Genomic DNA, 26,106 nt, shown 5'->3' with positions numbered 1-26,106 from the left:
ACAACGCGGCAGGTTGTATGCAATAAGCCCATGGACCATTGACAGCGCCAACGTGAGGAGCCTACTTTTCCCGCACAGCCTGCTGTAACGCCAGTCACACGTCGGGCTGATTGCATGCAAAGACGCTGATTGAGGGGTCCATGAGCACTCCACTGCCGCTTGACGACATCCGGGTGATCGAGCTGGGCCAACTGCTGGCCGGACCGTTCTGCGGCCAGCTCCTGGGTGACTTCGGCGCCGAGGTGATCAAGGTCGAGGACCCGGGTCGGGGTGACCCCATGCGGCAGTGGGGACGCGAGAAGCCGTACGGGAAGTCGCTCTGGTGGCCGGTGGTGGCGCGGAACAAGAAGTCCGTGACCGCGAACCTGCGGACCGACGAGGGACAGGACCTGGTACGCCGGCTCGTCGCGCGGGCGGACGTGCTGATCGAGAACTTCCGGCCCGGCACACTGGAGCGGTGGGGCCTGGCCCCCGAGCGCCTGTGGGAGATCAACCCCGGTCTGGTGATCACCCGGGTGACCGGCTTCGGCCAGACCGGCCCCTACTCCTCCCGCGCCGGATACGGCTCGATCGGTGAGGCGATGGGCGGGATCCGGTACGTGACGGGCGACCCCGACCGCCCACCGGCGCGAGCCGGCGTGTCCCTGGGCGACTCCCTCGCGGCGACGTTCGCCTGCCTGGGCACCCTGGTGGCGTTGCACCAGCGCGGCCGCACCGGTCGGGGCCAGGTGGTGGACTCGGCCATCTACGAGGCCGTGCTGGCGATGATGGAGTCGCTCGTCCCCGAGTACCAGATCGCCGGCTACCAGCGGGAGCGGACCGGGACGACCCTGCCGAACGTGTCCCCGAGCAACGTCTACCCGACCGCCGACGGCGAGATGGTGCTGATCGCGGCGAACCAGGACACGGTGTTCCGCCGCCTCGCCGAGGCGATGGGGCAGGCGGAGCTGGCCACCGACGAGAGGTACGCCACGCACGGCGCCCGCGGGCGGTGGATGGAGCAACTGGACGGCCTGATCGCCGAGTGGAGCTGCACGCTCGGGTCCGACGACCTGCTCGAGCGGCTGCACGCGCACGGCGTGCCGGCGGGCCGCATCTTCCGGGCCCGGGACATGCTCGCCGACCCGCACTTCGCCGCGCGGGAGGCGATCGTCCGGCTGACCCATCCGGACCTGGGCGAGTTCGCCATGCACAACGTCGCACCCAAGCTCTCCGACAGCCCGGGCCGGGTCCGGCACGTCGGCCCCGAACTCGGCGAGCACAACGAAGACATCTACCGCGACCTGCTGGGACTCGACGACGACGCGATCGCGTCGCTGCGTTCCGCCGGCGTCATCTGAGGAGGAACCATGACCTACCGGCTCGGTGTGGACGTGGGGGGAACGTTCACCGACATCCTGCTGATCGACGAGGCGACGGGAGACACCTACCGGGCCAAGACCTCCTCCACCCCCGAGGACCAGTCCGTCGGGGTGCTGCGGGGCATCGAGCGGGCCTGCGCGGCGGCCGGCGTGCCCATGTCGGAGATCGCCGAGGTGTTCCACGGCACCACGGTCGCCACGAACGCGATCCTCGAGGGCAAGGGCGCCCGGGTCGGGCTGGTCACCACCGAGGGCTTCCGGCAGGTGCTCCAGATCGCCCGGTCGTTCGTGCCGGGGGGCCTCGCCGGCTGGATCATCTGGCCGAAGCCGGAGCCCCTCGCTGCCCTGGAGGACACCGTGGAGGTGCGCGGCCGGATCGGCGCCGACGGCACGGTGGTGACCGAACTCGACGAGGCGGACGTCCGCGCAAAGCTGCGTCGCCTGCGGGCGCAGGGCATCGAGGCGTTGAGCGTCAGCCTCATCCACTCCTACGCCAACCCGGAGCACGAGCGCCGCGTGGCCGAGCTGGCCGGCGAGGAGCTTCCGGGCGTACCGGTGTCGCTGTCGTCGTCGGTGCTGCCGGAGCTGCGCGAGTACGAGCGGACCATCACCACCGTCGCGAACGCCGCCGTGCAGCCGCAGGTGGCGCGCTACGTGGCGAACCTCGAGGCGCAGCTGCGCGAGTCGGGGGTGGCCGGACGGCTGTGCATCCTGCGCAGCGACGGCGGTCTGGTCTCCGCGGCCGTCGCCGCGGACAACCCGGTGAACCTGCTGCTGTCCGGCCCCGCCGGCGGGGTGACCGGCGCGACCTGGGTGGCGGAGCAGGCCGGCTACCGGGACTTCCTGACCTTCGACATGGGTGGCACCTCGACCGACGTCGCGTTGGTGCAGGGGTTGTCGCCGCGGGTGGGTCGGGAGACCACCGTCGGGGACCTCAAGGTGCGGGCCACCTCCGTCGACGTCCGGACGGTGGGCGCCGGAGGCGGATCCATCGCCCACGTGCCGCCGCTGACCCAGGCGCTGCGCGTGGGCCCGCAGTCCGCCGGCGCCGCCCCCGGTCCGGCCGCGTACGCGGCGGGCGGCGACCAGCCGACGGTGACCGACGCGAACGTCGTGCTCGGCTACCTGCCCACCGACCTGGCCGGGGGCGAGATCACGTTGGACCGGGCGGCGGCGCGGGCGGCCGTGAAGTCGATCGCCGACGCCACCGGGTTGGAGTCGGTGGAGGCCGCCGCGGCGGGCATCATCGACATCGTCAACGAGAACATGTTCGGCGCGCTGCGGTTGGTGTCGGTGCAGCAGGGCTTCGACCCGCGCGACTACGCGCTGGTGGCCTTCGGTGGCGCCGGTCCGCTGCACGCCAACGCCCTGGGCCGGCTGACCGGAGCCTGGCCGGTGATCATCCCGCCGTCGCCCGGGGTGCTGTGCGCCTACGGCGACGCGACCACGAACCTGCGCGACGAGTCGGTGCGCACGCTGGTGCGCCGCTTCAGCGAACTCACCGACGAGAGCCTGCGCGCCGTCCTCGACGAACTCGCCGCCAAGGCGTGCGCCACCCTCGGCGAGCAGGGTGTCCCCGCCGAGGATCAGCGGGTCGTCTACTCCGCCGACCTCCGCTACCACGGCCAGGGTTTCGAGATCCCGGTGGCCGTCGACATCGACGCCTTCGACGGGACCGGCGGTGGGCTCGCCGCCCTGCGGTCGGCGTTCGACGCCGATCACCAGCGGCTGTTCTCCTTCGTCCTGGACGCCGAACACGAACTGGTGACCGTCCGGGCCACCGCGCACGGCCCGCGGCCGCAGGTCGCCGCGCCCGAGGTCGAACCCGGCGACGCGGACCCGAGCCCCGCGCTGCGGGCCCACCACCGCATCTGGGTCGACGGCGCCGAGGTCGAGGCCGGCGGTTACGACCGGGCCCTGCTGCGCGCGGGCAACGTCGTCCCGGGCCCGGCGATCATCACCGAGATGGACTCCACCACCCTCGTGCTGCCCGGGCACACGGCCACCGTGCACCCCAGCGGCAGCCTCCTCATCCGTCCCGTCGACACCACCACGGAGAGCTGACCATGGCACGCCTCATCGAGACCGCTACCGGACCACTTCGCTCCGTGGACGTCGACCTGGTCACCCTCGACCTGATCGAGAACGGGCTGCGCAACGCCCGCTACGAGATGGACGAGGTGCTCTTTCGGACCGCGCTGTCGCCGGGGATCCGGGAACAGCACGACGAGTTCCCGCTGATCGCCAACCGCGACGGGAAGATGATGGTGGGACAGTTCGGGCTGTCCATCCCGGACTTTCTGGAGAACTTCGACGGTGACATCGAGGAGGGCGACGTCCTGCTGACGTCGGACCCGTACTCCTGCGGCGCCGCGATCAGCCACGCGAACGACTGGCTCGTGGTGCTGCCCATCTTCTTCGAGGGACGGATCGTGGGCTGGGCGGCGATGTTCGGGCACATGTCCGACGTCGGCGGCAAGACCCCGGCGTCGATGCCGACCGACGCCCGCACCATCTTCGAGGAGGGCGTGGTCATCCCGCCCTTCAAGCTGTACCGCAGGGGGGTGCTCGCCGAGGACGCCCTGCGGATCATCCTCAACCAGGTGCGCAAGCCCGACTGGAACCGCGCGGACCTCAACGGGATCGTCGCGGCCTGCCGGACCGCCTCCCGTCGGGTCCAGGAGATGTGCGCGCGGTTCGGGGTGGACACCTACGACTCCGCGCTCGACCAGCTCCTCGACCGCAACTACCGGGCCATGAAGGTGCTGCTGGAGGCGGTGTTCGCCGAGGGCGAGACGCTCTCGTTCACCGACTACATCTGCGACGACGGGCTCGGCTACGGACCCTACGAGCTCAAGCTCAGCCTGACCCGGACCGGCGAGAAGGTGCTGCTGGACTTCACCGGCAGCAGCCCACAGGCGCAGGGCCCGATCAACTACTACATCAACGAGAACCTCGTCCGGATGTTCTTCGGGATCTACATGATCACCGTCGCCGACCCGCAGATCCTCTGGAACGACGGCTTCTACCCGCTGGTCGACGTCACGATCCCCGACGACTCGTTCTGGAAGCCCGCGTACCCCGCCGCCCTCAACGCGCGCAACCACGGCATCGGACGCGTCTTCGACCTGTTCGGCGGCCTGCTCGGCCAGACGAACCCGGGGCTGCTCAACGCCGCCGGCTTCTCCTCGTCGCCGCACTTCATGTACTCGGGCACCTACGGGCCCGGTGAGCGCAAGGGCGAATGGTTCCAGCTCTACTCCATCGGGTTCGGCGGCATCCCGGGCCGGCCGGTGGGAGACGGCCCGGACGGCCACTCGCTGTGGCCGTCGTTCGTCAACATCCCGTGCGAGTACCTGGAGTCCTACTACCCGCTGCGCATCGAGCGCTGGGAGACCGTCGCGGACACCGGCGGCGCCGGACTGCACCGCGGCGGGAACGGCGTCGACGTGGCCTACCGGTTCCTGGAGGCCGGCACGATCGCGATCCACGACGACCGCTGGCTGACCTATCCGTGGGGGGTCAACGGCGGCGAGCCCGGTGCGCGTGGCCGCAAGTGGCTCGAACGCGCCGACGGCGGCACCGAGATCCTGGGCAGCAAGGTGCACGACGTGCCCGTGGCCCCGGGCGACGTACTGCACTTCGTCACCTGGGGCGGCGGCGGGTGGGGCGACCCGCTGGCCCGCGACCCGGAACTGGTCGGCCTGGAGGTCCGCCGGGGCCTGGTCACCCCCGCGGGCGCCCGTCGCTACGGCGTGGTCTGCGACGAGGCCGGCGCCGTCGACGTCGCGGCCACCGAGGAGGTACGCGCCGAGCTGCGCCGCGGACGCCCCGACCCCCTGCCCACGTTCGACATGGGGCCGCCGATCGAGACGGTCCTGGACCGGTGCCTGGAGGAGACGGGCCTGCCCGCACCCCGACCGCCCGTAGCCCGATGAACCCCGCACCGACCGGTCGCGACGACGGGTTCGGGGGTACGCTCCCGCCCGGCGCCCGTCCCGCCGTGCTCGTCATCGACCTGATGCGGGCCTACTTCGACCCGGCCAGCCCGCTGTGCCTGCCGTCCACCGACTGCCTACGGTCGGCCGGCCGAGTCGTCGCCGCGGCCCGCGGCCACGAGATCCCCGTGCTGCACACCCGCGTCGCCTACGGGCCCGGCGGTGTCGACGGAGGTCTGTTCGTCCGGAAGGTCCCCGCCCTGCGGCAGCTCGTCGACGGCGGTGGCGCGATGGGGCAGCCGATGCCGGAGGTCTGCCCCGCCGACGACGAGCTGGTCCTGGTCAAGCAGTACGCCAGCGCCTTCTTCGGCACGTCCCTGGCGTCCACCCTGCGCGCGGCGCGCATCGACACCGTCGTGCTGGTCGGCGTCAGCACGAGCGGTTGTGTACGCGCCACCGCGGTGGACGCCATGCAGCACGGGTTCGTGCCGCTGGTGGTGCGGGAGGCGGTCGCGGACCGCGCCGCCGGCCCGCACGAGGCGAGCCTGTCCGACCTGCAGACCAAGTACGCCGAGGTGATCGGCGAGGCCGACGCCGTCGCCTACCTGTCGGAGGACCGATGACCGCCGGCATCGACATCGTGGAGGTGTCACCCCGCGACGGCCTGCAGAACGAGTCGACGGTCCTCACCACCGACGACAAGATCGAGCTCGTCGACCGGGCGGTGCGGGCGGGCGCCCGGCGGATCGAGGTGACCAGCTTCGTCAACCCCGCCCGGGTGCCGCAGATGGCGGACGCGGACGAGCTGATGGCCGCGGTCCCCCGCCACAACGGCGTCCGGTACGCGGGCCTGGTCATGAACCGCCGCGGCCTCGACCGGGCCCTTGCTGCGGGCGTCGACGAGATCAACGTCGTCGTGGTGGCCACGGACACCTTCTGCGGCCGCAACCAGGGCATGACCACGGCCCAGGCGTGCGACACGGCGGCCGAGCTGGTGCGGGCGGCCGGCGCGGCAGGGGTGTTCGCGACGGTGACCGTCGGCGCGGCGTTCGGCTGCCCGTTCGAGGGCGAGGTCCCGCTGTCCCGGTTGCGGGAGGTGCTCGCCCGGGTGCGGGACGCCGGCCCCGACGAGCTGGCTCTCGCCGACACCATCGGGGTGGCCGTACCGTCCGACGTCACCGACCGGTTGGCGCTCGCCCGGGAGGTCACGCAGTCGCGGACACCGCTGCGGTTGCACCTGCACGACACCCGGCACACCGGCGTGGCCAACGCGGTCGCGGCGGTCCAGGCCGGCGTCACCACCCTCGACGCCAGCATCGGAGGAGCAGGCGGTTGCCCGTTCGCGCCGGCGGCGACCGGGAACGTCGCCACCGAGGATCTCGTCTACCTCTTCGACCGGACGGGGCGGTCCACCGGTCTGGACCTGGGGACCATCACCTCGACCGCCTCCTGGCTGGAAGGCAGGCTCGGCAAGCGGCTGCCGGGCGCGCTGCTGCGGGCGGGGCCGTTTCCCGCCTGAGCCCAGCCCGGCGAGCACGACCCGGTGCGTGGTGCGCCACAGTGCTTGCTCCGCCGGACGGTCGCGTAGTTGGCTCGACGACATGGCCCGCATCGCCTACCACGACGCGGACGCCGAGGCGTTCGCCGCGACCCGTCACCTCACCGACGAAGGCGTCACCGACTGGCGCGCCGCCGTCACCCGCCACCTCGACCCGCGTCCCGGCATGCGCCTGCTCGACCTGGGCGCCGGCACCGGCAGCTGGGCCCACGCCTTCACCACCTGGTTCCCCGGCGTCGAGGTCGTCGCCGTCGAACCGTCGGCGGCGATGCGCGCCCGCTGCGCGTTCACCCCACTCGTCGCGGGCGACGCCACGAGCATCCCCCTGGCCGACCGGAGCCTCGACGGCGTGTGGCTGTCCACCGTCGTCCACCACGTGCCCGACCTGGCCGCGGCGGCGCGCGAGCTGCGCCGGGTGCTGCGGCCCGGCGCACCCGTGCTGATCCGGTCCGCGTTCGCCGGACGACACGAGGCGATCACCCTGTTCCGCTTCTTCCCGGAGGCGATCCGCGTGCTCGACTCCTACCCCGGCATCGCCGACGTGGAGGCCGCCTTCGTCGGCGCCGGGTTCACCACCGTCGCCGTCGAGCCGGTTCCGCAGGTCACCGCGCCGTCGCTGCGGGAGGCGGCCGCCGGCCTGCGGCGGGAGGCGCACACCCCGCTTCAGCTGATCACCGACGACGAGTACGCCGCCGGGCTGGAGCGGCTCCGCGAGGCCGCGCGGGTGGAGGCCGGACCGGTGATCGACGCGCTGGACCTGCTGGTCCTGCGCCGCGACGGCGGGTGAGTCGTTACCGATATCAGCTCGACAGGGGGCGGTGGGCGGCACCCCGCCCGGCACCAGGCGAGCCGTCGCGAGGCGGCCGGCCGGGCCGGGCGGCCGGACGGACAGACGTCGACTGTGGACGCGGCTAGGGTGAGCCGATGGGAACCCGCCGATGGACGGTCGTCGGCGCGCCGTCGAGCGCCGGCGCGCACACCCCCGGTGTCGAGCGCGCCCCGGCCGCCCTGCGCGCCGCCGGCCTGCTCGACCTGCTGGGCACCGCCGTCGACGTGGAGGACGCCGGCGACACGGGCGGCTTCCGGTGGCGGCCGGATCCGGCGTACCCCCGGGGTCAGAACGCGGGCGCGGTGGCCGGCGTCGCCGCGGAGGTGGCCGCGGGCGTCGCGGGGGCGATGGACCGGGGACGGACGCCGCTGGTGCTCGGCGGCGACTGCACCGTGACGATCGGCCTGGTGGCGGGGTGCGCGCGGGCCGGGGTGGCGCCGGCGCTGGTCTACGTGGACGGTGGGCCGGATCTCTACACGCCGCTGACCCGACCGAACGGCAACCTGGACGCCACCGGCCTGGCGCATCTGCTCGGGCTGCCGGGGACGCTGCCGGAGGTGGCCGGCGTCGGGCCGAGTGTGCCGCTGCTGTCGCCGCAGCGGGTGGTGGTCTACGGGGACTCGCTGCCTCGGGGAGACCACGAGCGGGAGCTGGTGGCGGAGCTGGGGCTGGCCTACGTGCCGGCCGAGGAGGTGCACGCCGACCCGGGGGCGGCGGCGCGCCGGGCCCGGGTCGTGGCGGAGGGCGCGGCGGACGGGTTCGTGGTGCACTTCGACGTGGACGTGCTGCGGTTCGTCGACGCGCCGCTGGCCGACGTGCCGGAGCCGTTCGGGCTCAGCCTGGCCGAGGCGGCGGCGACGCTGGCGGAGCTGGTGGCGAGCCCGCGGTTCGTCGGGTTGTCGGTCACCGAGATCAACCCCGATCACCTGCCGGACGGTGCGGTGCTCCCCGGGTTCGTCCGCGCGTTGGCCGGGGCGCTGACCGCGGGTTAGGCGTCCGCGAGGTGCAGCGGCAGGACCTTCGCGGTGCTGATCGCCAGCGGGCGGTCGAGCACCTGGTCGCGGGGCACGAAGACCATGGCCTGCCCCTCGCCGAGCACCACGTCCCCCTGCCGGGCGTCGGTGACGCCGCGGAAGACGTGAACGGTGACGTCGTGCGGGAAACCCTCCTCGTAGGGGCGGGGGCCGCTCCACAACAGGTGCAGCTCGCCGGCGGTCAGGCCGGTCTCCTCCCGTAGCTCCCGCCGGGCGGCCTGTTCCGGCGTCTCTCCCGGTTCGATGCTCCCGCCGGGCAGGCTCCACTGGTGCGGCGACACGGTCGTGTTCCCGTCGCGGTGCTGCATGAGCACCGCGCCCGACCGGTCGACGAGCAGGACGAGGGCGACGTCGTAGAAGGCCACGACCCCGAGGATGTCACACTCTCCCACTTTCCTCCGATGCGGACGAAAGTTCCGATAGAAGCACTGAAAGCTATAGACATATAGACATGCCTTTTGTAGCGTCGGCAGCGACGGCCCGTCCCCACTGACCGGCACCAACCAGGTCGTCCTGGTCCCTCCGCGTAGAACCGCGAAAGGAGAACGGCCATGTGCTACGGATTCGAGGGGGAGGCCGCGCTGAGGCAGTCCCTGAACCGGCGCAACCTGCTGCGCGGCTCGCTGGCGGCGCTCGCCGGCGTCGGGCTGGCCTCCGGGCTCGGCGCGACGGCCGCCCAGGCCGGCGGGCACCACCACGGGCGACGGCACGTGCCGAAGGAGCTGATCAGCATCCAGCTCTGGACCGTCCGCGACGCGCTCAACGGCTCGCCCGGCTACGACGCGACGCTGGCCCACCTGGCCCGGATCGGCTACCCCCGGGTGGAGTTGGCGCTGGGCTACTTCGGCCGCACCGCCGCGCAGCTGCGCCGGTTCCTCGACGGCATCGGCATCAAGGCCAGCTCCAGCCACGACGGTATCGCCGCCGACGCCGCCGGGCTGGAACAGAAGATCGCCAACGCCCGTACGCTGGGCCAGCGCTTCATGGTGGTGCCGTACCTGAACTCCGACAAGGAGGACGACTGGAAGCGGTGGGCGGAGCAGATGAACGTCGAGGCCGCCGCGGCGCGCAGGGCCGGCCTGCGCTACGGCTACCACAACCACGCGCACGAGTTCACCATCGACTTCGGCAACGGCCGACGCCCGTGGGACGTGTTGACCGAGGAACTCGACCCGCGGCTGGTGCACCTGGAGATCGACCTCTACTGGGCGGTGACCGGCGGCATCAACTCCGGTGAGGGCGTCGAGGACCCGGAGGGTTTCGCGCTCGACGTGATCCGCTGCGCGCCGCAGCGGGTCCTGCAATACCACGTGAAGGACCGCGACCCGGCCACCGGCGACATGGCCGACCTGGGCACCGGGATGATCGACTTCGCCCGCATCTTCCGCCGGCACCAGGTGCTGGAGTACATCGTGGAGAACGACACCCCGGACGTGACGCCGCAGCAGACCGCCGCCGTCGGCTACCGCTACCTGCGCCGGCTGACGTACTGACGCGCGCCCGGCGACGCCGGGGCCGGCCCACCGCCGGCCCCGGCGTCGCGCGCGGTGGGTCCCCCGGCCGCCGCCGGACGTGGCACGCTCGGGTGGGTCAGGCACCGACCGAGGGGGTACGCGATGACCGACGAGCCGGACGAGGTCCACTACGACCGTCTCTACCGCGACACCCGGCGCCCGCCCTGGGAGATCGGCGGCCCGCAGCCGGCGCTCGCCGCGGTCCTCGACACCGGGGTACGCGGCCCCCGCGTGCTCGACGTCGGCTGCGGCACCGGTGAGCTGTCCCTCGCGCTGGCCCGACGCGGCCACGACGTGACCGGTGTCGACATCTCCGAGGTGGCCGTCGCGCAGGCCCGGGCCAAGGCCGCCGAGACGGGTCTGCCGGTGCGCTTCGAGGTCTGCGACGCCACCCGGATCCCGGTGCCGGACACGCCCTACGACTCGGTGTTCGACTCCGGGCTGCTGCACACGCTGGACCGCCGTGGCGCGGCGGTCGGCGACTACCTGGCGCTGCTGCCGCGCCTGACGGCGCCGGGCGGCGCCGTGTTCGTGCTGGCGGTGTCGCCGGAGGCGGGCCAGGACTTCGGCCTGGCCGCCGACACCCTGCGCGCGTCCTTTCCGGAGCCGACCTGGACGGGGACCACGGTCGCGCCGATCGACGTGCTGGCCCGGGTCGAGTCCGGTGAGCTGCGCCTGGCCGGCAACCTCCTGCGCACCGTGCGCTCCCCGGCGTCGTGACGGATCTCGCCGGGCGGGGTCAGCGGCGCCAGTGCTGGCGCGGGGCGTAGCCGTCGCGGCGCAGCCAGTGCTCGGTGTAGACGATCCGGTCGGCCTCGATCACGACGAGCGTCTCCTGGGGCGGCTCGGACAGGGGGCGGCCGCGCTCGACGTGCTCGTTCTGCCAGCGGAACGCCGACCAGTGGTGCGCGTGGTCGGGGTGGTCGGGGGCGAGCACCCGGGCGGTGCCGAAGATCTGCGCGCCGCGGCTGCTGGCCAGCCCGACCAGGGGCGCGAAGACGCCGACGGACACGCGCGGGTCGGCGGCGATGTTGCGCATCTTCGGTGAGCGCGGCGCGGCGGTGAACATCAGCGCGAGGTCGAGCGGGTAGTAGCGCACCGGGGTGGCCAGCGGCCCGTCCGGACCGGTGGTGGCGAGCACGCACATGTTCTGCGACGACAGCAGGTTGAGGATGCGCTCCTCGAGCCGGTCCCGGTCCAGCTTCCCGGTGGGCGTCGGCCCGCCCAGCCACGGATTCGTCACCGGCACGCGGCGTCCTTGATCATGCCGGCACCCTACCCGGCCGTTCATCCACGGGTGGTCCCGCGCCGGGGTCAGGTCACGCGCCGAGCTTGGCGGTGCTGGCCCGCACGACCACCTCGCCGTCCATGCGCACGATCCGCCGGCGACGGCCGGTGTTCTCGGTGAGCGCCATCTCCATCGCCTTCTCGCCGAGCTGTTGCAGCGGCAGCGCCACGGTGGTCAGCGGCGGGGTCAGGTCGCGGACGATCGGGATGTCGTCGAAGCCGGCGACGGACACGTCGCCGGGCACGGACAGGCCGTGGTCGCGCAGTGCCGCGTACGCGCCGATGGCCATCACGTCGGTCACCGCGAAGACGCAGGTGGCGTCCAGTCCGCGGGTGAGCAGCTCGGTCATCGCCTGGTAGCCGCCGTCGCGGGTGAACGGCCCCTCGACCACGGCGGCCGGGTCGAGCGTCACGCCGGCGGCGGCCAGCTCGTCGCGGAAGCCGCCGAGGCGGTCGATGACGGTGGTGAGCGCGCGCGGGCCGGACAGCACGGCGAAGCGGCGGTGGCCCAGCTCCAGCAGTGTGCGGGCCATGGCGGCGGCGCCGGCCCGGTTCTCCGGGAGCACGCTGTCGACCTTGAGGCTGCGGTGGCGGCTGACCACCGCGACCCGGCCCCCGCCGTCGAGGTAGGGCTTCAGCTCGGCCTCCATGGCCCGCTCCCAGCGGGCGTCCTCGAAGCCGGAGCCGATGAGCAGGATGGCCGGGGCGCGTTCGGCGCGCAGCATCGACACGTAGGCGATCTCCCGCTCCGGGTCGCGGAACGTGCTGGCCAGCATCACCAGCAGGTCGTTGGCGCCGGCGACGCGCATGACGCCGCCGGCGACGGCGGCGAAGTAGGGGTCGGTGACGTCGTGGCAGATGACGCCGACGGTGCGGTGGGAGGCGCCGGCCAGCGCCCGGGCGTGCGCGTTCGGGGTGTAGGCGAGCTGCGCGGCGGCGGCCAGGACGCGGTCGCGCAACTGCGGGGTGACACGCATGCCGTTGAGCGCCCGGGAGGCCGTGGCCAGCGAGACGTCGGCGGCTCTGGCCACGTCTTCCAGGGTCACGTGCGTCCGCGGCTGCATCGATCTCCCCCTACGGAACGTCTTGACCCGGCTGTCGGGGCGTGGCTACCGTAACATCCTGAAAGCGCTTACTGAAAGCGCCTTCAGGAGCGTGACCGACCACCCCGGAAGGACACCCACGTGGAGCGCAGGTCTGTCGGGATCATCCTCAACGGCGTGACCGGACGAATGGGCTACCGACAGCACCTCGTCCGATCCCTGCTCGCCATCCGCGAGCAGGGCGGCCTGCCCGCCCGGGACGGCAGCCGCATCTGGCCGGAGCTGACCCTGGTGGGCCGCAACGAGGCCCGACTCGCCGAGATCGCCGCCCGGCACGGGCTGGACTCGTACACCACCGACCTGGACGCGGCGCTCGCCGACGACGCCCACCGGATCTACTTCGACGCGCAGGTGACCGCCCAGCGGGAGAAGGCTATCCGGGCGGCGATCGAGGCCGGCAGGCACGTCTACACCGAGAAGCCGCTCGCCGAAGGGCTGGCCGGTTCGCGGGAACTGGCCCGGCTCGCCGCGGCGAGGGGCGTGAAGAACGGCGTGGTGCAGGACAAGCTGTTCCTGCCCGGGCTGCGCAAGCTCAAGCGGCTGGTCGACGGCGGTTTCTTCGGCCGGATCCTGTCCGTGCGCGGCGAGTTCGGCTACTGGGTGTTCGAGGGCGACTGGCAGGACGCGCAGCGACCCAGCTGGAACTACCGCGCCGAGGACGGCGGCGGGATCACCGTCGACATGTTCCCGCACTGGCACTACGTGCTGGAGCAGATCTTCGGCCCGGTCACCGCCGTCACCGCGGTCACCGCCACGCACGTGCCCGAGCGGGTGGACGAGAACGGGGTCACCTACCGGGCCACCGCCGACGACGCCGCGTACGGGATCTTCGAACTGGCCGGCGGCATCGTCGCGCAGATCAACTCCTCGTGGGCGGTCCGGGTGTACCGGGACGAGTTGGTCGAGTTCCAGGTCGACGGCACGCACGGCAGCGCGGTGGCCGGGCTGCGCGAGTGCCGCATCCAGCACCGCGGCGCCACCCCGATGCCGGTGTGGAACCCGGACCTGCCGGTCACCGAACCGTTCCGCGCCCAGTGGCAGAGCGTGCCGGACAACGCCGACTACGACAACGGGTTCAAGGTGCAGTGGGAGTCGTTCCTGCGGCACGTCGTCGACGACGAGCCGTTCCCGTGGGACTTCATGGCCGGCGCCCGCGGGGTGCAGCTCGCCGACGCCGGCCTGCGCTCCGCCCGGGAGGGCCGGCGGATCACCGTCGAGGAGATCACCCGGTGACCGCGCGGATCACCCTGCCCCTGCCCGGTGGCGGCACCGAGTCGCGCACGCTGCGGGAACCGGCCGGCTGGCAGCGGCCGGACGGACCGCCGGCCAGCCGGATCGCGTACGCGGCGGCACACGTGGTCGCCGACCCGTACGCCGACAACGCTCCGGACGCTCCCGCGCGACTGGACTGGGACGCCACCCTCGCCGTACGGCGCGACCTGTGGTCGTGGGGGCTCGGCGTGGCCGAGGCGATGGACACCGCGCAGCGCGGGATGGGGCTGGACTGGGCGGCCACCCGCGAGCTGATCATGCGCAGCGCCGCCGAGGCCGCCGCGTGCGGCGGACGGATCGTCGCCGGGGCGGCCACCGACCAGCTGCCCGGCGTGCCCGACACGCTCGACGAGGTCGTCGCCGCGTACGCGGAGCAGGTCGGGTACGTGCAGGAGTGCGGTGCGGTCGCGGTGGTGATGGCCAGCCGTCAGCTCGCCGCGCTCGCCACCGGACCGGACGACTACGTGCGCGTCTACGAGCGGGTGCTGCGCGAGGCCGGCGCGCCGGTGGTGCTGCACTGGCTCGGCGACATGTTCGACCCGGCCCTGGCCGGCTACTGGGGCTCGACCGACCTGGACGAGGCGACCAAGACGTTCGTCGCGCTGGTGCACGCCCACGCCGACGTCGTCGACGGGGTGAAGGTGTCGCTGCTGGACGCCGGCCGGGAGGTGCGGCTGCGCGAGCTGCTGCCGCCGACGGTGAAGGTCTACACCGGCGACGACTACCACTACCCGGAGCTGATCGAGGGCGACGGCGCGCGGTCCAGTCACGCCCTGCTGGGCGCGTTCGCGGCGATCGCCCCGGCCGCGTCGGCCGCGCTGCGCCGGCTCGACGCCGGGGACCAGGCCGGTTTCCGGGCGATCCTCGACCCGACCGTGCCGTTGTCCCGGCACGTGTTCGCCCCGCCCACGCGCTACTACAAGACCGGCATCGCGTTCCTGTCCTGGTTGCGCGGCCTGCAACCCGGCTTCACCATGGTCGGCGGCCTGCAGGGCGGGCGCGGCGTCCCGCACCTGGTCGAGGCGTTCCGGCTGGCCGACAGCGCCGGGCTGCTGCTCGACCCGGAGCTGGCCGCGCGGCGGATGCGCGCGTACCTCGACGTCGCGGGCGTGGCCGGATGACCGCCGACCCGCGGCTGGCGAAGCTGTCGCTCAACCAGCGCACCACGCGACGCTGGTCGGTGCGGGAGGCGGTCGACGGCTGCGTCCGCGCCGGCATCCCGGCCATCGGGCTGTGGCGCGAGCCGGTCGCCGAGATCGGCGTACCGGCCGCCGCGACGCTCGTCGCCGACGCCGGGCTGCGGGTGTCGTCGCTGTGCCGGGGTGGTTTCCTCACCGCCGACGGCGATGCCGCCCGGGCCGAGGCGCTGGCCGACAACCGGCGCGCCGTCGACGAGGCGGCCGGGCTCGGCACCGACTGCCTGGTCCTGGTCGTCGGCGGCCTGCCGCCGGGCTCCCGTGACCTGTCCGGCGCCCGGCAGCGGGTCGCCGACGCCCTGGCCGAGCTGGCCCCCTACGCGGGCGAGCGCGGGGTACGCCTCGCGTTGGAGCCGCTGCACCCGATGTACTGCGCCGACCGGGCGGTGCTGTCCACGCTCGGGCAGGCGCTCGACCTGGCCGAGGCGTTCCCCGTCGACCAGGTCGGCGTCGTGGTGGACACGTTCCACGTCTGGTGGGACCCGGACGTGTGGCGGCAGATCGCCCGCGCCGGGCGCCGCATCGCGAGCTTCCAGGTGTGCGACTTCCTCACCCCGCTGCCGGCCGACGTGCTGCTCGGACGGGGCATGATGGGCGACGGGCACATCGACTTCCCGCCGCTGCGCCGGGCCGTGGAGGCCGCCGGGTACACCGGCGACACCGAGGTGGAGATCTTCAACGCCGAGGTGTGGGCGACCGACCCGGACCGGGTCCTCGCCACCGTGGCCGAGCGCTACGTCGAGCTGGTGCTGGCCGACTGAGGCGGTCGCCGCCGGCGGCACGAGTCGGGCCTGTCGGACGAATCAGGTGGCCGCACGGCCCGGGACGGGGCAGGATCTGATCATGACGTCCGCCCAGCCCTGGATCACCACGCCCATCACCACCGACCTGCTGCGCGGGGCGCTCGACCTGGAACGCACCGCGCACGGGGTGCTGCCGCACCGGCTGCCCGCGCCGGCCCGGGCCCGCAACACCGACCCGCAGGTGGCGATGGCCTCGGCGATGCCGTCCGGCGTACGGCTGGTGTTCCGCAGCCGCGCCACCGCCGTGGAGCTGGACGTGCTTCCCACCAAGATGGTTTACCGGGGCACCCCGCCGCGTCCCGACGGCCGCTACGACCTGCTGGTCGACGGGCGTCTGACCGGGCAGGCCACGGCCGACGGCGGCAAGGTGCTCACCATCGACCTGACCACCGGCACGGCGACCACCGAGCCCGGTCCGGTCGGCACCGTCCGCTTCACCGACCTGCCCGCCACCGACAAGGACGTCGAGATCTGGCTGCCGCAGCGCGAGATCACCGAGTTGGTGGCGCTGCGCACCGACGCGCCGGTGGAGACCGTCGGCGACCGGGGCCGGCGGGTGTGGCTGCACCACGGCAGCTCGATCAGCCACGGCTCGGATGCGGAGAGCCCGACCGGCACCTGGCCGGCGATCGCCGCCGGCCTGGCCGGGGTGGAACTGGTCAACCTCGGGTTCAGCGGCAGCGCGCTGCTCGACCCGTTCACCGCCCGGGCCATGCGGGACACCCCGGCGGACCTGATCAGCGTGAAGATCGGCATCAACCTGGTGAACAGCGACGTGATGCGGTTGCGCGCGTTCACCCCCGCGGTGCACGGCTTCCTCGACACGCTGCGCGACGGCCACCCGGACACCCCGCTGCTGGTCGTGTCGTCCATCCTCTGCCCGATCCAGGAGGACACGCCCGGCCCGGGCGCCGCCGATTTCAGCACCGGCACGTTGCGGTTCCGCGCCACCGGCGACCCGGCCGAGCGGGCCGCCGGCAAGCTCACCCTGAGGGTCATCCGCGCCGAGCTGGCGCGGATCGTCGCCGCCCGGTCCGCCGAGGACCCGCACCTGCACTACCTGGACGGGCTGGACCTCTACGGCGAGGCGGACTTCGCCGAGCTGCCGCTGCCCGACGAGCTGCACCCCGACCCGGTCGCGGACCGCCGCATCGGCGAGCGCTTCGCCGCTCTGGTGTTCGGCCCCGGGGGTCCGTTCGCCGCCGACGCGGGGCGGTGACGAGGACGTAGGCTGCGGCGGTGACGACACCGGCTCGCATCCTCGTCTACGGGGTCTACGGCGCCGGCAAGTCGACACTGGCGCAGCGGCTGGCCGAGCGCCTCGACCTGCCGTGGTGCCCGGTGGACGACCTGCTGTGGCAGCCCGGCTGGGTGGAGGTGCCGGTCGACGAGCAGCGCCGCCGCATCGAGGCGGTCTGCCGGCGCGACCGCTGGATCCTGGACGGGGCGTACCACGGCTGGCGGGACGTCGTGCTGGCCCGCGCCGACCTGGTCGTCGGCCTGGACTACCCGCGCCGGCTCTCCTTCTGGCGGCTGCTGCGACGCACCGCCCGACGCCTGGTGAGCGGGGAGGAGATCTGCAACGGCAACCGGGAGTCGCTGCGCAGCGTGGTGTCCCGCGACTCGGTCCTGGTGTGGCACGTCGCCGCGTTCGGCCGGGCCCGGCGGCGGATGCGTGCCTGGCACGCCGACCCGGCCGGGCCGCCGGTGCTGCTGTTCCGCGACCCGGCGGCCCTGGACCGCTGGGTGGCTGGTCTGCCGGCCTCCGCCGCCGGACGGGCTGGCCGTGCGACAGTCGACGGTGTCTGATGGGGGCGGTGCCTGCGGGACCGACGCGGCACCGCACCCGACAGCCGGAGGAGGACGCGTGGCACACGGCCCGGTGCTCGTCGTCGGTCTCGACCCGACCCGCTTCCCGGACTGGGACCCGGAACCGGTCCTGGCCGCGATCGCGAGTGGCCACGCCCGCTTCGCGGAGCACGGGATCGAGGCGGACCTGTGCCTGACGGCGGCCGACGCGGACGGCGAGCAGGCGATCGCGGCCGCGCTGACCCGCCGGGACTACGCCTGCGTGGTCATCGGCGGCGGGATCCGCAAGCACGAGCCGCTGGTCGGGTTCTTCGAGCGGGTCGTCAACCTGGTCCGACGGCACGCGCCCGGCGCCGCGATCGCCTTCAACAGCACGCCCGAGGACACCGTGGACGCCGCGCTGCGCCACCTGCGCTAGGTTGCTCCGCTCGACGGCCCCGTCTGCGCGGCCTCGCCCCGGCCCACCGTGTCACTGTCCGTGATGACGCGTCGGGACACCATCACTTCGCACCGATATACCGCTGGGTCATAATCATGACTCAGCGGTATATCAGTCTCAGGTGACCACTCGTCTCACCGCGACGGTACGGTTCCGGAGTGGCTCCGGGACGCTGCCCGGCAGCCGTCGGCCAGCCGGCCGGCGCCGGTCAACCGACCGCCGGGGTAGGCTGCGCCTCGGCGACGCGCCGCGTGGGGTCGCCGCCGCCGGGGCCGCGAAGCCGGTCGGTGAGCAGGAAGTCGGGCCACCGGAACCGATGCGCGTGTTCCTGCTCGGCGAGCACGAACGTGCCGCCACGACGGTCGGGCCGCCAGCCGTTGCGCAGGGCGTACCCGACGACGTCGCGCACGTCGGCCGGCGTCGGGTAGGCGCCGTCGGTCGCGCACGCGGACCACGGTGTGCCCCAGGCGGTGGACAACAGATCGGCCTGGAGCGCCTCGCCGGTCTTCCCGGCGCCCCAGATCCGCAGCCGGATGCACCGATGGCAGTCACCGCTGCCCGGCACGTGGCGGATCTCCGCACGCCAGGTGACCATCCGCCCGTCGATCCACAACCGCCGCAGTCGCGTACGCACGGAGGCCATGCTGCCCGGCGCGTCCGGGTCGGACCACCCGATTACCCGAGCGGCCGGCACGGGTCAGAACGTCGGCACCCAGGCCAGCGGCGTCATGCCGGACAGGGTGGTCGCCTTCAACCCGGCGTCGGACACCGTCCACAACACCCCGTCGACCACCAGCGACCGGCGGATCGGCGTCCATTCCCCGCCGTCGCGCAGGGACGTCGGATGCTCGACCGTGCCGGCGACGGTGAACCCGGTGTCGGTGACCCGCAGCACCAGCACGCCCATACTCGGCCCGCTCCTGCCGCCCTCGGCGCCCGCCCGGTCGGTCACCACGCCGGGCCGGCCGACCGGGACGGCCACCAGGCGCTCCGGCGCCCAGTAGAGGAAGGCGTGCGGGTCGGACTCCACCTCGGACCAGCCCTCCGCGACATGGTGCTGGGCGATCCGGGACGGGTGGGTCGGGTCGGTCACGTCGAAGAGGGACACCTGCGTGCCCTGGACCTGACCCCGGACGGACGCCTCCTGCCCGACCCCCAACAGCCGACCGTCCCCGGCCGGGTGCAGGTACGACGAGTAGCCGGTGATCTTCAGCTCGCCGGTCACCCGGGGCGCGGCCGGATCGCGCAGGTCCACCGTGTACAGCGGGTCGACCTGCCGGAACGTCACCACGTAACCGGTGTCGCCGAGGAACCGGACGGAGTGGATCCGCTCGCCCCGGCCCAGCCCGGTGACCTGGCCGACCGGGGTCAGCGCCGGGCCGTCGGCGCGCAGCACGTACACGCCCGACTCGGAGCGGCCGCCGCCACCCCAGACGTCACCGGTGGTGGTCGCCACCCGCAGGTGACCGTTCCACTCCGACAGGGCGTACTGGTTGATCAGCCACCCCGGCACAGAGCCGGCGGCGACGTAGCGCGGGGTGCCCGCGGAGGTGTCGAACTGGAAGATCTCCGTGCCGGTCGCCCCGAACCCGCCGTCACGCGCCCGCCAGCGCTGGTCGTTGACCACGTAGAGGCGCGGGCCGGTGCCGTAGACGGTGTCGCCGTCGGCGACCACGCTCACCGGGTCGCCCGTGCCGAGGGCGCCCGCGCCGAGGTCGAAGCTGAGCACGGTCACCAACGAGGCCCCGGAGAACCGGGGCGGCCGGCTGACCCGGTCGCAGCCGACCTGCCCGGAGGTGGTGCGGCCGCCCTCGCGGACCTCGTACCGGGGCAGCCAGTCGTCGATCGTGGCCCGGTCGACGACGGCGCGGTTGGCGGCGGTGCGCTGCGCGTCGGTGCCCTTGCGCGGCTGCGGGAACGTCAGTCGCGGCGCCGACCGGATCACGACGCGGGCGGTCGCGCCGACCTGCCGCGCGTCGACCACGCTGCCGTCGATCCGGTACTCGGCGACGATCCTCGGCGCGCCGGCCAGATCGACCAGCACCAGGCGGGGCCGACCCACCTCGGCCGGACCCGGACCCGCCCGGTCCACGGCCGGCTTGGTGACCCACGGGGCGCGCAGCAGCACGAGCGCGCGGTCGCCGTGCAGCAGCAGATCGCCGTCGGCGCGGGCGAACCGCTCGGTGGTGCGGTCGAGCGCGAGCCGGCCGGTCAGCCGGCGGCTCACCGGGTCGATCACGGACAGCACACCGCGCCCGAGCGTGACGATGCGTCGTCCGTCGGTCTTGACCAGGTCCGGCTCGTCCACGCCGGCCTCGTGCACGGTGGTGCCCGAGTAGCCGCCCGCGCCCACCGCCGGCGCCTGCTTCGTCACGGCCCCGTCGGCCCGCTCCGCCGCGGCCATCGGCAGGGCACTGCCGAACGGGTCGAGCCCCCACGGGCCGACCGCGGCCTTCGCCGCGGTGCGGAGCTGCCGCAGCGCCTCGGCACAGGAGTCGAAGGCGACCAGCCGCAGCCCGCCGGCCGGCAGCACCCGGTCCCGCGGCGGGGGCAGAGCGGGCGCGGGCCCGGTGCAGCCGGCGAGGGTCAGCGCGGCGACCACCGCCCATCCGATGGCTCGGGTTCTCGCACAGGTCATGGCTCGTCAGACGTCGCCACGCCGGGCGCGGTTCCCGCGCCGGCGCGGTTCAGCCGCCGGCCATCGCGCCGAGCACGATGAACGGCTCCTTGCCGGCGACCACCTCCTCGGGCAGCGGCGCGTCCGGCGACTCGTGGGACAGGTCCAGCTCGCAGGCGTAGAAGCGGACGAACGGACGACGCTCGCCGCTGTGCCGGTCGCGGATCGTGCCCAGCAACATCGGGTACGCGGTCTCCAGCGCGTCCAGCACCTCCCGCTGGGTGGGCGGGCCGGCCACCTCGACGCGTACCTCGCCGGCGACGTGCGCCAGGTTCTTCAGGTGGGCGGGCAGCACCACCCGGATCACGGCAGCACCTGGACCTCGACGGAGAGCACCGCCGGCAGGTCCCGCACGATCGGCGCCCAGGTGTCACCGGCGTCGGCCGAGTGGTAGACCTGGCCACCGGTGGTGCCGAAGTAGATCCCGCACGGGTCGAGGGTGTCGACCGCCATGGCGTCACGCAGCACGTTGACGTAGCAGTGCGACTGCGGCAGGCCCTCGGTCAGCGGCTCCCAGTGCTCGCCGCCGGTGCGGCTGCGGTAGACGCGCAGCTTGCCCTCCGGCGGGTAGTGCAGCGAGTCGCTGGTGATCGGCACCACGTAGATCGTCTCCGGCTCGTGGGCGTGCACCGCGATCGGGAAGCCGAAGTCCGTGGGCAGGTCGCCGCTGACCTCGCGCCAGCTCGCGCCGGCGTCGTCGGTGCGCATGACGTCCCAGTGCTTCTGCATGAACAGCGTGTCCGGCCGGGACGGGTGCTGGGCGAGGCGGTGCACGCAGTGGCCGACCTCGGCGTCGCCGTCGGGGATCTCCCCCGAGCGCAGGCCCTTGTTGATCGGCAGCCAGCTCGCGCCGCCGTCGTCGCTGCGGAACGCGCCCGCGGCGGAGATCGCGACGTAGATCCGGTCGCGGTCGGCCGGGTCGAGCAGGATCGTGTGCAGGCACATCCCGCCCGCGCCCGGCTGCCAGGAGGGGCCGGTCGGGTGCTGGCGCAGGGCGGTCAGCTCCGACCACTTCTGCCCGCCGTCGGTGGAGACGTAGAGGGCGGCGTCCTCGCCGCCGGCGTAGACCGTCTCGGGGTCGTGGCGGGAGGGTTCGAGGTGCCAGATCCGCTTGAACTCCCAGGGCCGGGGAGTGCCGTCGAACCAGAGGTGCTGCCCGACCTCGCCGCTGTAGGCGAAGTCGTTGCCGACCGTGTTCCAGGTCCGGCCGCCGTCGTCCGAGCGCTGGATCAGCTGCCCGAACCAGCCGCCGGACTGGGACGCGTAGAGCCGGTCCGGCTCGACCGGCGAGCCGGTCAGGTGGTAGATCTCCCAGCCACCGAAGTGGGGGCCGTCCACCGTCCAGTCGTCGCGCCGACCGTCCGACGTCAGGATGAACGCGCCCTTGCGCGTGCCGACAAGTACCCGTGTGGTGGTCACGTCTTCGCCTCCGTTCGACCGTTGTCCAGGGTCTGACCGTGCGCCGTGCCGAAACTCATCGCTGTCGTACTCCCCGGGTACGACAATCGGCGTGCGGGCGGGCGGCGGCAAGGCCGCCGCGCCGGCCGTCCGGTCTGTCGGTGGGGGCCGTTAACCTGCGCGCATGAGCGGCCCCGGAGACGTACCGTCCGCATACCTCGACCGCCTGCGGCCGGTCTGCCTCGGCCTGCCGGAAACCTACGAGGAGCCGGCCTGGGTGGGCACCCGCTGGCGGATCCGGTCGCGCACGTTCGCCCACGTGCGCGCCGTCGGCCCCGACCACCAGACGGCCGACGCCCGGGCCGCGACGGGCGACGATCCGCTCTGCGTGCTGACGTTCCGCTCCCCCGGCGACGAGATCGCCGGGCTGCTCGCGGCCGGGCCGCCCTTCTACTCACCCGGCTGGGGCGTCGACGTGGTCGGGATGGCGCTCGACGACGCGACCGACTGGACCGAGGTCGCCGAACTGCTCACCGAGAGCTACTGCGTGCTGGCCCCGAGGAAGCTGGTCGCGCTCGTCGACCGGCCGGGGTGAGTCAGCCGAGCTTCCTGCGCAGCGTCTCGAACGCCAGGTCCGGCCGGCGCGGCAGGCCGAAACGCTCGTCGCCGTAGGGGAACGGGCTCCGCTCGCCGGTGCGGGTGTAGCCGCGCCGCTCGTACCAGGCGATCAGGTCATCGCGCTGGACGATGACGGTCATCCGCATCTCGCCGGCGTGCCACTGCTCCCGGGCGAACCGCTCCGCCTCGGCCAGCAGTTCCCGGCCCAGCCCGCCGCCCTGCCGTCCCGGCGACACCGCGAACATGCCGAAGTAGACGTGGTCGTCGCGGCGTTCCAGCTGACAGCAGGCGACCGGGGCGTCGCGCTCGGTCAGGACCAGGACCACGCCGTCCGGGGCGGTCACCGCGGCGGACACCATCTCCGGGTCGGTGCGCTGCCCGTCGAGCAGGTCCGCCTCGTGGGTCCAGCCCGCCCGGGCGCGCTCGCCCCGATAGGCCGACTCGATCAGGTCGACGAGCGCGGCGACGTCGGCGGGTCCGGCGACCCGGACGGCACGGGGTGCGGGGCTGGTCATCGCTGGTCTCCACGGTCGCGGCGGCGTACCGGGCCAGCGTACGCAGGCCGCGGTGCGACGCAGCCGGCGGCACGGGGCGGCCGGGACCGGCGCGGCGTGGTTGACTGCCCGGCATGGAGGCGACCGTCGGAGCTCTCGGTCTGCCGGCCGTGCTCGACCTGCCGGCCGGGCCGGTCCGGGGCGGCCTGGTGGTGCTGCACGGCTCGCACGCCGACCAGCGGTCCTATTTTCTCTACGCGCACCTGGCCCGGCTGCTGCCCCCGGTCGGCGTCGCGGTGCTGCGCTACGACCGCCGTCCCCGCGTCGACGGGCACGACGTGCCGCTGGCCGACCAGGCCGAGGACGCGGCGGCCGCCCTGACGGAGGTGCGCCGGCACGTCGGGGCGGTCCCGGTCGGCATCTGGGGGTTCAGCCAGGGCGCGTGGGCGGCGGCGGTGACCGCCACCCGCGACCCGGTGGACTTCCTGGTCCTGGTCGGGTGCAGCGGGGTCAGCCCGGCCGCGCAGATGCGCTACGGCACCGCCGAGCAGTTGCGCCGGCACGGCTACGGGCCGGCCGACGTGGCCGAGCTGACCCGGCTGCGCGAGGTCGCCGAGGGCTTCCTGCGCGGCGACGTGCCCCGGTCGGTGGCGCAGGCGGAGCTGGACGCCGCCGTGCGACGGCCCTGGTTCCCGCTGGCGTTCCTGCCCGACGAGCTGCCCGAGACGCCCGGCACCTGGGCCGACATGGACTTCGACCCGGCCCCGGTCCTCGCCCGGCTGACCTGCCCGGTGCTGCTCTGCTATGGCCAGACCGACGCGTGGACCCCGATCGAGGCGAGCCTCGGGGTGTGGCGACGGGAGGCCCGGGACGCGGAGCTGACCGTGGCCCGGCTGGCCGGCTGTGACCACGCGCCCACCCTGGGCGGGGGTGACGACCCGGGCAGCGTGAGCCCGCAGTACGAGGCGGTCCTGCTCGACTGGCTCGACCGGCGGCTGTCCCCGGCCGGCTGAGCCCGACGGCTCAGTCGCGGACCCGCAGCCCGTCCAGGAGCAGGCCGACCACCCGGCGCGCGTCGTATCGGGGGTCGCTGTCCGCGCCGACGCACAGGTTCCCGACCGCGCGCAGCAGCTGGTAGGCGTTCACGTCCGCGCGGATCTCGCCGGCCGTCGCGGCGGCGTCGAGCAGGCCGGCGCAGACGGGCACCAGCCGGTCGACGAAGTAGGTGTGCAACGCCTCGAACTGGGCGCTGTCGGCGCGCAGCGCGGCGGCCAGGCCGTGCTTGGTGACCAGCAGGTCGACGAACCGGTCGATCCACCCGGTCAGCGCGGCGTGCGGGCTCTGCGCCTCGGCGAGGCAGGTCGGCCCGGCCTCGGCGCACGCCTCGACCTGGTGCCGGTAGACCGCCACGACGAGGTCGGCCCGGGTCGGGAAGTGCCGGTAGACGGTGCCGACGCCGACGCCGGCAGCGGCGGCGATGTCACGGACCGGGGCCTCGACGCCGGACGCGACGAACACCGCGGCGGCGGCGTCGAGCAGGGCCTGCTCGTTGCGGCGGGCGTCGGACCGCCGTCGGGCCTGGCCGGTGGTGTCGGTCACACCGTCCGTCCTCTCCTCGGGCTGGCAAAGCGGAACAGTGTTCCGTATCGTTACCGGAGCAACGTTCCGTCTAGCCATGATGCCAGGCGGGAGGGCGAACCACCCAGACAGGGGCCGCGAACCACCGTGGCCGTCGGAAGGGAACACCATGCAGTACCGCACCCTCGGCCGCACCGGCGTGCAGGTCAGCACGCTCGCGCTCGGCACCATGAACATCGGCCCGATCGGAGGCACCACCCAGGCGGAGGCCGACGCGCTCGTCGGCGCCGCGCTCGACGCCGGCGTCAACCTCGTCGACACCGCCGACGTCTACGGCAACGGCCTCTCCGAGGAGATGGTCGGGCGGGCCCTCGCCGGACGGCGCGACGACGTGGTGCTGGCGACCAAGGCGGCCCTGCCGATGGGCGAGGACCGCAACCGCCGGGGCGGCTCCCGGCGCTGGCTGGTCACCGCGCTGGAGGACAGCCTGCGCCGGCTCGGCGTCGACCACGTGGACCTCTTCCAGATCCACCGCTGGGACCCGACCACCGACGACGAGGAGACCCTGTCGGCGCTGACCGACCTGCGTCACGCCGGCAAGATCCGCTACTTCGGCACGTCCACCTATCCGGCGCACCGCCTGGTCGAGGCGCAGTGGACGGCCCGCGAGTACCACCTCGGCCGGTACGTCACCGAGCAGCCCAGCTACTCGATCCTGCAACGCGGGATCGAGGCGCACGTCCTGCCGGTGACCCAGCGGTACGGGCTCGGCGTGCTGGTCTGGAGCCCACTGGCCTCCGGCTGGCTCTCCGGCGCGATCCGGGCCGACCGGGAGATCGCCACCCACCGGTCCACGTTCATGCCGCAGCGCTTCGACGCCGCGGTCCCGGCCAACCGGGCCCGGATGGACGCCGTGGAACGGCTGGCCACGGTCGCCGACGAGGCGGGCCTCACGCTGATCCAGCTCGCCCTCGGCTTCGTCACCGCGCACCCGGCGGTGACCGGCGCGCTCATCGGTCCCCGGACGACCGAACACCTGCACGCGCAACTGGCCGCCGCGGACACCGTGCTCACCCCGGACGTGCTCGACGCGATCGACGCGATCGTCGCCCCCGGCGTCGACCTGGCGCCGCACGAGAAGAACGACACCCCGCCGGCCCTGCTCGACCCGGCGCTGCGCCGCCGCTGACGTCGCGCC

General features: G+C 73.7%; 27 protein-coding genes. 18 read left to right on the top strand and 9 right to left on the bottom strand.

Annotated elements, in window-relative coordinates:
* Window positions 1-140 precede the first annotated feature (140 nt).
* The 7 genes from O7600_RS03170 to O7600_RS03140 all read left to right on the top strand — a co-directional run bounded on the left by O7600_RS03170 (window position 141) and on the right by O7600_RS03140 (window position 8,678).
* Entirely contained in the window at window positions 141-1,340 is a 1,200-nt protein-coding gene (locus O7600_RS03170; protein WP_281592198.1) for a CoA transferase, read from the top strand.
* 9 nt (window positions 1,341-1,349) lie between these two features.
* On the top strand, window positions 1,350-3,425 hold the full coding sequence (locus O7600_RS03165; protein ID WP_281592197.1) for a hydantoinase/oxoprolinase family protein: 2,076 nt from the start codon (window positions 1,350-1,352) through the stop codon (window positions 3,423-3,425).
* Window positions 3,426-3,427: 2 nt separating this feature from the next.
* Entirely contained in the window at window positions 3,428-5,299 is a 1,872-nt protein-coding gene (locus O7600_RS03160; protein ID WP_281592196.1) for a hydantoinase B/oxoprolinase family protein, read from the top strand.
* Complete coding sequence (locus tag O7600_RS03155; RefSeq protein ID WP_281592195.1) at window positions 5,296-5,922, top strand: isochorismatase family protein; 627 nt, start codon at window positions 5,296-5,298, stop codon at window positions 5,920-5,922. The genes O7600_RS03160 and O7600_RS03155 overlap by 4 nt, the downstream gene beginning before the upstream one ends.
* Entirely contained in the window at window positions 5,919-6,818 is a 900-nt protein-coding gene (locus tag O7600_RS03150; protein ID WP_281592194.1) for a hydroxymethylglutaryl-CoA lyase, read from the top strand. The genes O7600_RS03155 and O7600_RS03150 overlap by 4 nt, the downstream gene beginning before the upstream one ends.
* Window positions 6,819-6,900: 82 nt before the next feature.
* Complete coding sequence (locus O7600_RS03145) at window positions 6,901-7,644, top strand: methyltransferase domain-containing protein (protein WP_281592193.1); 744 nt, start codon at window positions 6,901-6,903, stop codon at window positions 7,642-7,644.
* Window positions 7,645-7,781: 137 nt separating this feature from the next.
* On the top strand, window positions 7,782-8,678 hold the full coding sequence (locus tag O7600_RS03140) for an arginase family protein (RefSeq protein ID WP_281592192.1): 897 nt from the start codon (window positions 7,782-7,784) through the stop codon (window positions 8,676-8,678).
* Here the strand turns inward: O7600_RS03140 and O7600_RS03135 are convergent.
* Window positions 8,675-9,085: an NUDIX domain-containing protein gene (locus O7600_RS03135; protein WP_281592191.1), complete on the bottom strand. Its 411-nt coding sequence runs from the start codon at window positions 9,083-9,085 to the stop codon at window positions 8,675-8,677. The two genes, O7600_RS03140 and O7600_RS03135, sit on opposite strands and share 4 nt — an antisense overlap.
* Window positions 9,086-9,271: 186 nt before the next feature.
* Between O7600_RS03135 and O7600_RS03130 the strand changes: the two genes are divergently transcribed.
* Window positions 9,272-10,213, top strand: coding sequence for a sugar phosphate isomerase/epimerase (locus O7600_RS03130; protein ID WP_281592190.1), 942 nt, complete (start codon window positions 9,272-9,274; stop codon window positions 10,211-10,213).
* A gap of 123 nt (window positions 10,214-10,336) precedes the next feature.
* The gene (locus tag O7600_RS03125; RefSeq protein ID WP_281592189.1) at window positions 10,337-10,954 is read left to right on the top strand and encodes a class I SAM-dependent methyltransferase; all 618 of its coding nucleotides are present in this window, start codon (window positions 10,337-10,339) and stop codon (window positions 10,952-10,954) included.
* Between the two features lie 19 nt (window positions 10,955-10,973).
* Here O7600_RS03125 and O7600_RS03120 read toward each other — a convergent pair whose 3' ends face one another.
* Both O7600_RS03120 and O7600_RS03115 read right to left on the bottom strand, forming a co-directional pair.
* On the bottom strand, window positions 10,974-11,483 hold the full coding sequence (locus O7600_RS03120; RefSeq protein WP_281592188.1) for a pyridoxamine 5'-phosphate oxidase family protein: 510 nt from the start codon (window positions 11,481-11,483) through the stop codon (window positions 10,974-10,976).
* A 70-nt stretch (window positions 11,484-11,553) separates the two neighbouring features.
* A complete protein-coding gene (locus O7600_RS03115) occupies window positions 11,554-12,552 on the bottom strand; it encodes a LacI family DNA-binding transcriptional regulator (RefSeq protein WP_281592187.1) in 999 nt (332 codons plus the stop codon).
* A 153-nt stretch (window positions 12,553-12,705) separates the two neighbouring features.
* On the opposite strand from O7600_RS03115, the gene O7600_RS03110 reads away from it, so the two are divergent.
* The 6 genes from O7600_RS03110 (at window position 12,706) to O7600_RS03085 (ending at window position 18,122) form a co-directional block, all read left to right on the top strand.
* Window positions 12,706-13,857, top strand: a complete 1,152-nt coding sequence (locus O7600_RS03110; protein WP_281592186.1) for a Gfo/Idh/MocA family oxidoreductase — start codon at window positions 12,706-12,708, stop codon at window positions 13,855-13,857.
* A complete protein-coding gene (locus O7600_RS03105; RefSeq protein ID WP_281592185.1) occupies window positions 13,854-15,017 on the top strand; it encodes a dihydrodipicolinate synthase family protein in 1,164 nt (387 codons plus the stop codon). The genes O7600_RS03110 and O7600_RS03105 overlap by 4 nt, the downstream gene beginning before the upstream one ends.
* Complete coding sequence (locus O7600_RS03100) at window positions 15,014-15,853, top strand: sugar phosphate isomerase/epimerase family protein (protein ID WP_281592184.1); 840 nt, start codon at window positions 15,014-15,016, stop codon at window positions 15,851-15,853. The genes O7600_RS03105 and O7600_RS03100 overlap by 4 nt, the downstream gene beginning before the upstream one ends.
* A gap of 82 nt (window positions 15,854-15,935) precedes the next feature.
* Window positions 15,936-17,114 (top strand): SGNH/GDSL hydrolase family protein, encoded by a 1,179-nt coding sequence (locus O7600_RS03095; RefSeq protein WP_281592183.1) that lies wholly within the window; start codon window positions 15,936-15,938, stop codon window positions 17,112-17,114.
* Between the two features lie 20 nt (window positions 17,115-17,134).
* Window positions 17,135-17,704, top strand: a complete 570-nt coding sequence (locus tag O7600_RS03090) for an adenylate kinase (protein WP_281592182.1) — start codon at window positions 17,135-17,137, stop codon at window positions 17,702-17,704.
* A gap of 58 nt (window positions 17,705-17,762) precedes the next feature.
* The gene (locus O7600_RS03085) at window positions 17,763-18,122 is read left to right on the top strand and encodes a hypothetical protein (RefSeq protein WP_281592181.1); all 360 of its coding nucleotides are present in this window, start codon (window positions 17,763-17,765) and stop codon (window positions 18,120-18,122) included.
* Between the two features lie 229 nt (window positions 18,123-18,351).
* On the opposite strand, the gene O7600_RS03080 is transcribed toward O7600_RS03085, so the two are convergent.
* From O7600_RS03080 to O7600_RS03065, 4 genes are all read right to left on the bottom strand, one after another.
* A complete protein-coding gene (locus O7600_RS03080) occupies window positions 18,352-18,777 on the bottom strand; it encodes an integrase (RefSeq protein ID WP_281592180.1) in 426 nt (141 codons plus the stop codon).
* 63 nt (window positions 18,778-18,840) lie between these two features.
* Window positions 18,841-20,781: a beta-propeller domain-containing protein gene (locus O7600_RS03075; RefSeq protein ID WP_281592179.1), complete on the bottom strand. Its 1,941-nt coding sequence runs from the start codon at window positions 20,779-20,781 to the stop codon at window positions 18,841-18,843.
* Between the two features lie 49 nt (window positions 20,782-20,830).
* A complete protein-coding gene (locus O7600_RS03070) occupies window positions 20,831-21,127 on the bottom strand; it encodes a MoaD/ThiS family protein (RefSeq protein WP_281592178.1) in 297 nt (98 codons plus the stop codon).
* On the bottom strand, window positions 21,124-22,239 hold the full coding sequence (locus O7600_RS03065) for a sialidase family protein (RefSeq protein WP_098744937.1): 1,116 nt from the start codon (window positions 22,237-22,239) through the stop codon (window positions 21,124-21,126). The genes O7600_RS03070 and O7600_RS03065 overlap by 4 nt, the downstream gene beginning before the upstream one ends.
* Before the next feature lie 163 nt (window positions 22,240-22,402).
* On the opposite strand from O7600_RS03065, the gene O7600_RS03060 reads away from it, so the two are divergent.
* Complete coding sequence (locus O7600_RS03060; protein ID WP_281592177.1) at window positions 22,403-22,813, top strand: MmcQ/YjbR family DNA-binding protein; 411 nt, start codon at window positions 22,403-22,405, stop codon at window positions 22,811-22,813.
* A gap of 1 nt (window position 22,814) precedes the next feature.
* Here the strand turns inward: O7600_RS03060 and O7600_RS03055 are convergent, their stop codons facing one another.
* Entirely contained in the window at window positions 22,815-23,351 is a 537-nt protein-coding gene (locus O7600_RS03055) for a GNAT family N-acetyltransferase (RefSeq protein WP_281592176.1), read from the bottom strand.
* Window positions 23,352-23,464: 113 nt separating this feature from the next.
* Here O7600_RS03055 and O7600_RS03050 point away from each other — a divergent pair, with 113 nt between their 5' ends.
* Complete coding sequence (locus O7600_RS03050; RefSeq protein WP_281592175.1) at window positions 23,465-24,343, top strand: alpha/beta hydrolase; 879 nt, start codon at window positions 23,465-23,467, stop codon at window positions 24,341-24,343.
* Between the two features lie 10 nt (window positions 24,344-24,353).
* On the opposite strand, the gene O7600_RS03045 is transcribed toward O7600_RS03050, so the two are convergent.
* A complete protein-coding gene (locus O7600_RS03045) occupies window positions 24,354-24,929 on the bottom strand; it encodes a TetR/AcrR family transcriptional regulator (protein WP_281592174.1) in 576 nt (191 codons plus the stop codon).
* A 148-nt stretch (window positions 24,930-25,077) separates the two neighbouring features.
* Here O7600_RS03045 and O7600_RS03040 point away from each other — a divergent pair, with 148 nt between their 5' ends.
* On the top strand, window positions 25,078-26,097 hold the full coding sequence (locus tag O7600_RS03040; RefSeq protein ID WP_281592173.1) for an aldo/keto reductase: 1,020 nt from the start codon (window positions 25,078-25,080) through the stop codon (window positions 26,095-26,097).
* Window positions 26,098-26,106 lie beyond the last annotated feature (9 nt).

The sequence above is a fragment of the Micromonospora sp. WMMA1998 genome (assembly GCF_027497375.1).
Taxonomy (GTDB): domain Bacteria; phylum Actinomycetota; class Actinomycetes; order Mycobacteriales; family Micromonosporaceae; genus Micromonospora; species Micromonospora sediminicola.
The sequence above is the reverse complement of the archived record's forward strand: the minus strand, read 5'-3'. Positions and strand labels throughout refer to the sequence as shown.

Coding starts and splice junctions, on each gene's coding strand:
- O7600_RS03170 (WP_281592198.1), top strand. CDS start 141: ATGAGCACTCCACTGCCGCTTGACGACATCCGGGTGATCGAGCTGGGC.
- O7600_RS03165 (WP_281592197.1), top strand. CDS start 1,350: ATGACCTACCGGCTCGGTGTGGACGTGGGGGGAACGTTCACCGACATC.
- O7600_RS03160 (WP_281592196.1), top strand. CDS start 3,428: ATGGCACGCCTCATCGAGACCGCTACCGGACCACTTCGCTCCGTGGAC.
- O7600_RS03155 (WP_281592195.1), top strand. CDS start 5,296: ATGAACCCCGCACCGACCGGTCGCGACGACGGGTTCGGGGGTACGCTC.
- O7600_RS03150 (WP_281592194.1), top strand. CDS start 5,919: ATGACCGCCGGCATCGACATCGTGGAGGTGTCACCCCGCGACGGCCTG.
- O7600_RS03145 (WP_281592193.1), top strand. CDS start 6,901: ATGGCCCGCATCGCCTACCACGACGCGGACGCCGAGGCGTTCGCCGCG.
- O7600_RS03140 (WP_281592192.1), top strand. CDS start 7,782: ATGGGAACCCGCCGATGGACGGTCGTCGGCGCGCCGTCGAGCGCCGGC.
- O7600_RS03130 (WP_281592190.1), top strand. CDS start 9,272: ATGTGCTACGGATTCGAGGGGGAGGCCGCGCTGAGGCAGTCCCTGAAC.
- O7600_RS03125 (WP_281592189.1), top strand. CDS start 10,337: ATGACCGACGAGCCGGACGAGGTCCACTACGACCGTCTCTACCGCGAC.
- O7600_RS03100 (WP_281592184.1), top strand. CDS start 15,014: ATGACCGCCGACCCGCGGCTGGCGAAGCTGTCGCTCAACCAGCGCACC.
- O7600_RS03095 (WP_281592183.1), top strand. CDS start 15,936: ATGACGTCCGCCCAGCCCTGGATCACCACGCCCATCACCACCGACCTG.
- O7600_RS03075 (WP_281592179.1), bottom strand. CDS start 20,781: ATGACCTGTGCGAGAACCCGAGCCATCGGATGGGCGGTGGTCGCCGCG.
- O7600_RS03060 (WP_281592177.1), top strand. CDS start 22,403: ATGAGCGGCCCCGGAGACGTACCGTCCGCATACCTCGACCGCCTGCGG.
- O7600_RS03055 (WP_281592176.1), bottom strand. CDS start 23,351: ATGACCAGCCCCGCACCCCGTGCCGTCCGGGTCGCCGGACCCGCCGAC.
- O7600_RS03050 (WP_281592175.1), top strand. CDS start 23,465: ATGGAGGCGACCGTCGGAGCTCTCGGTCTGCCGGCCGTGCTCGACCTG.
- O7600_RS03040 (WP_281592173.1), top strand. CDS start 25,078: ATGCAGTACCGCACCCTCGGCCGCACCGGCGTGCAGGTCAGCACGCTC.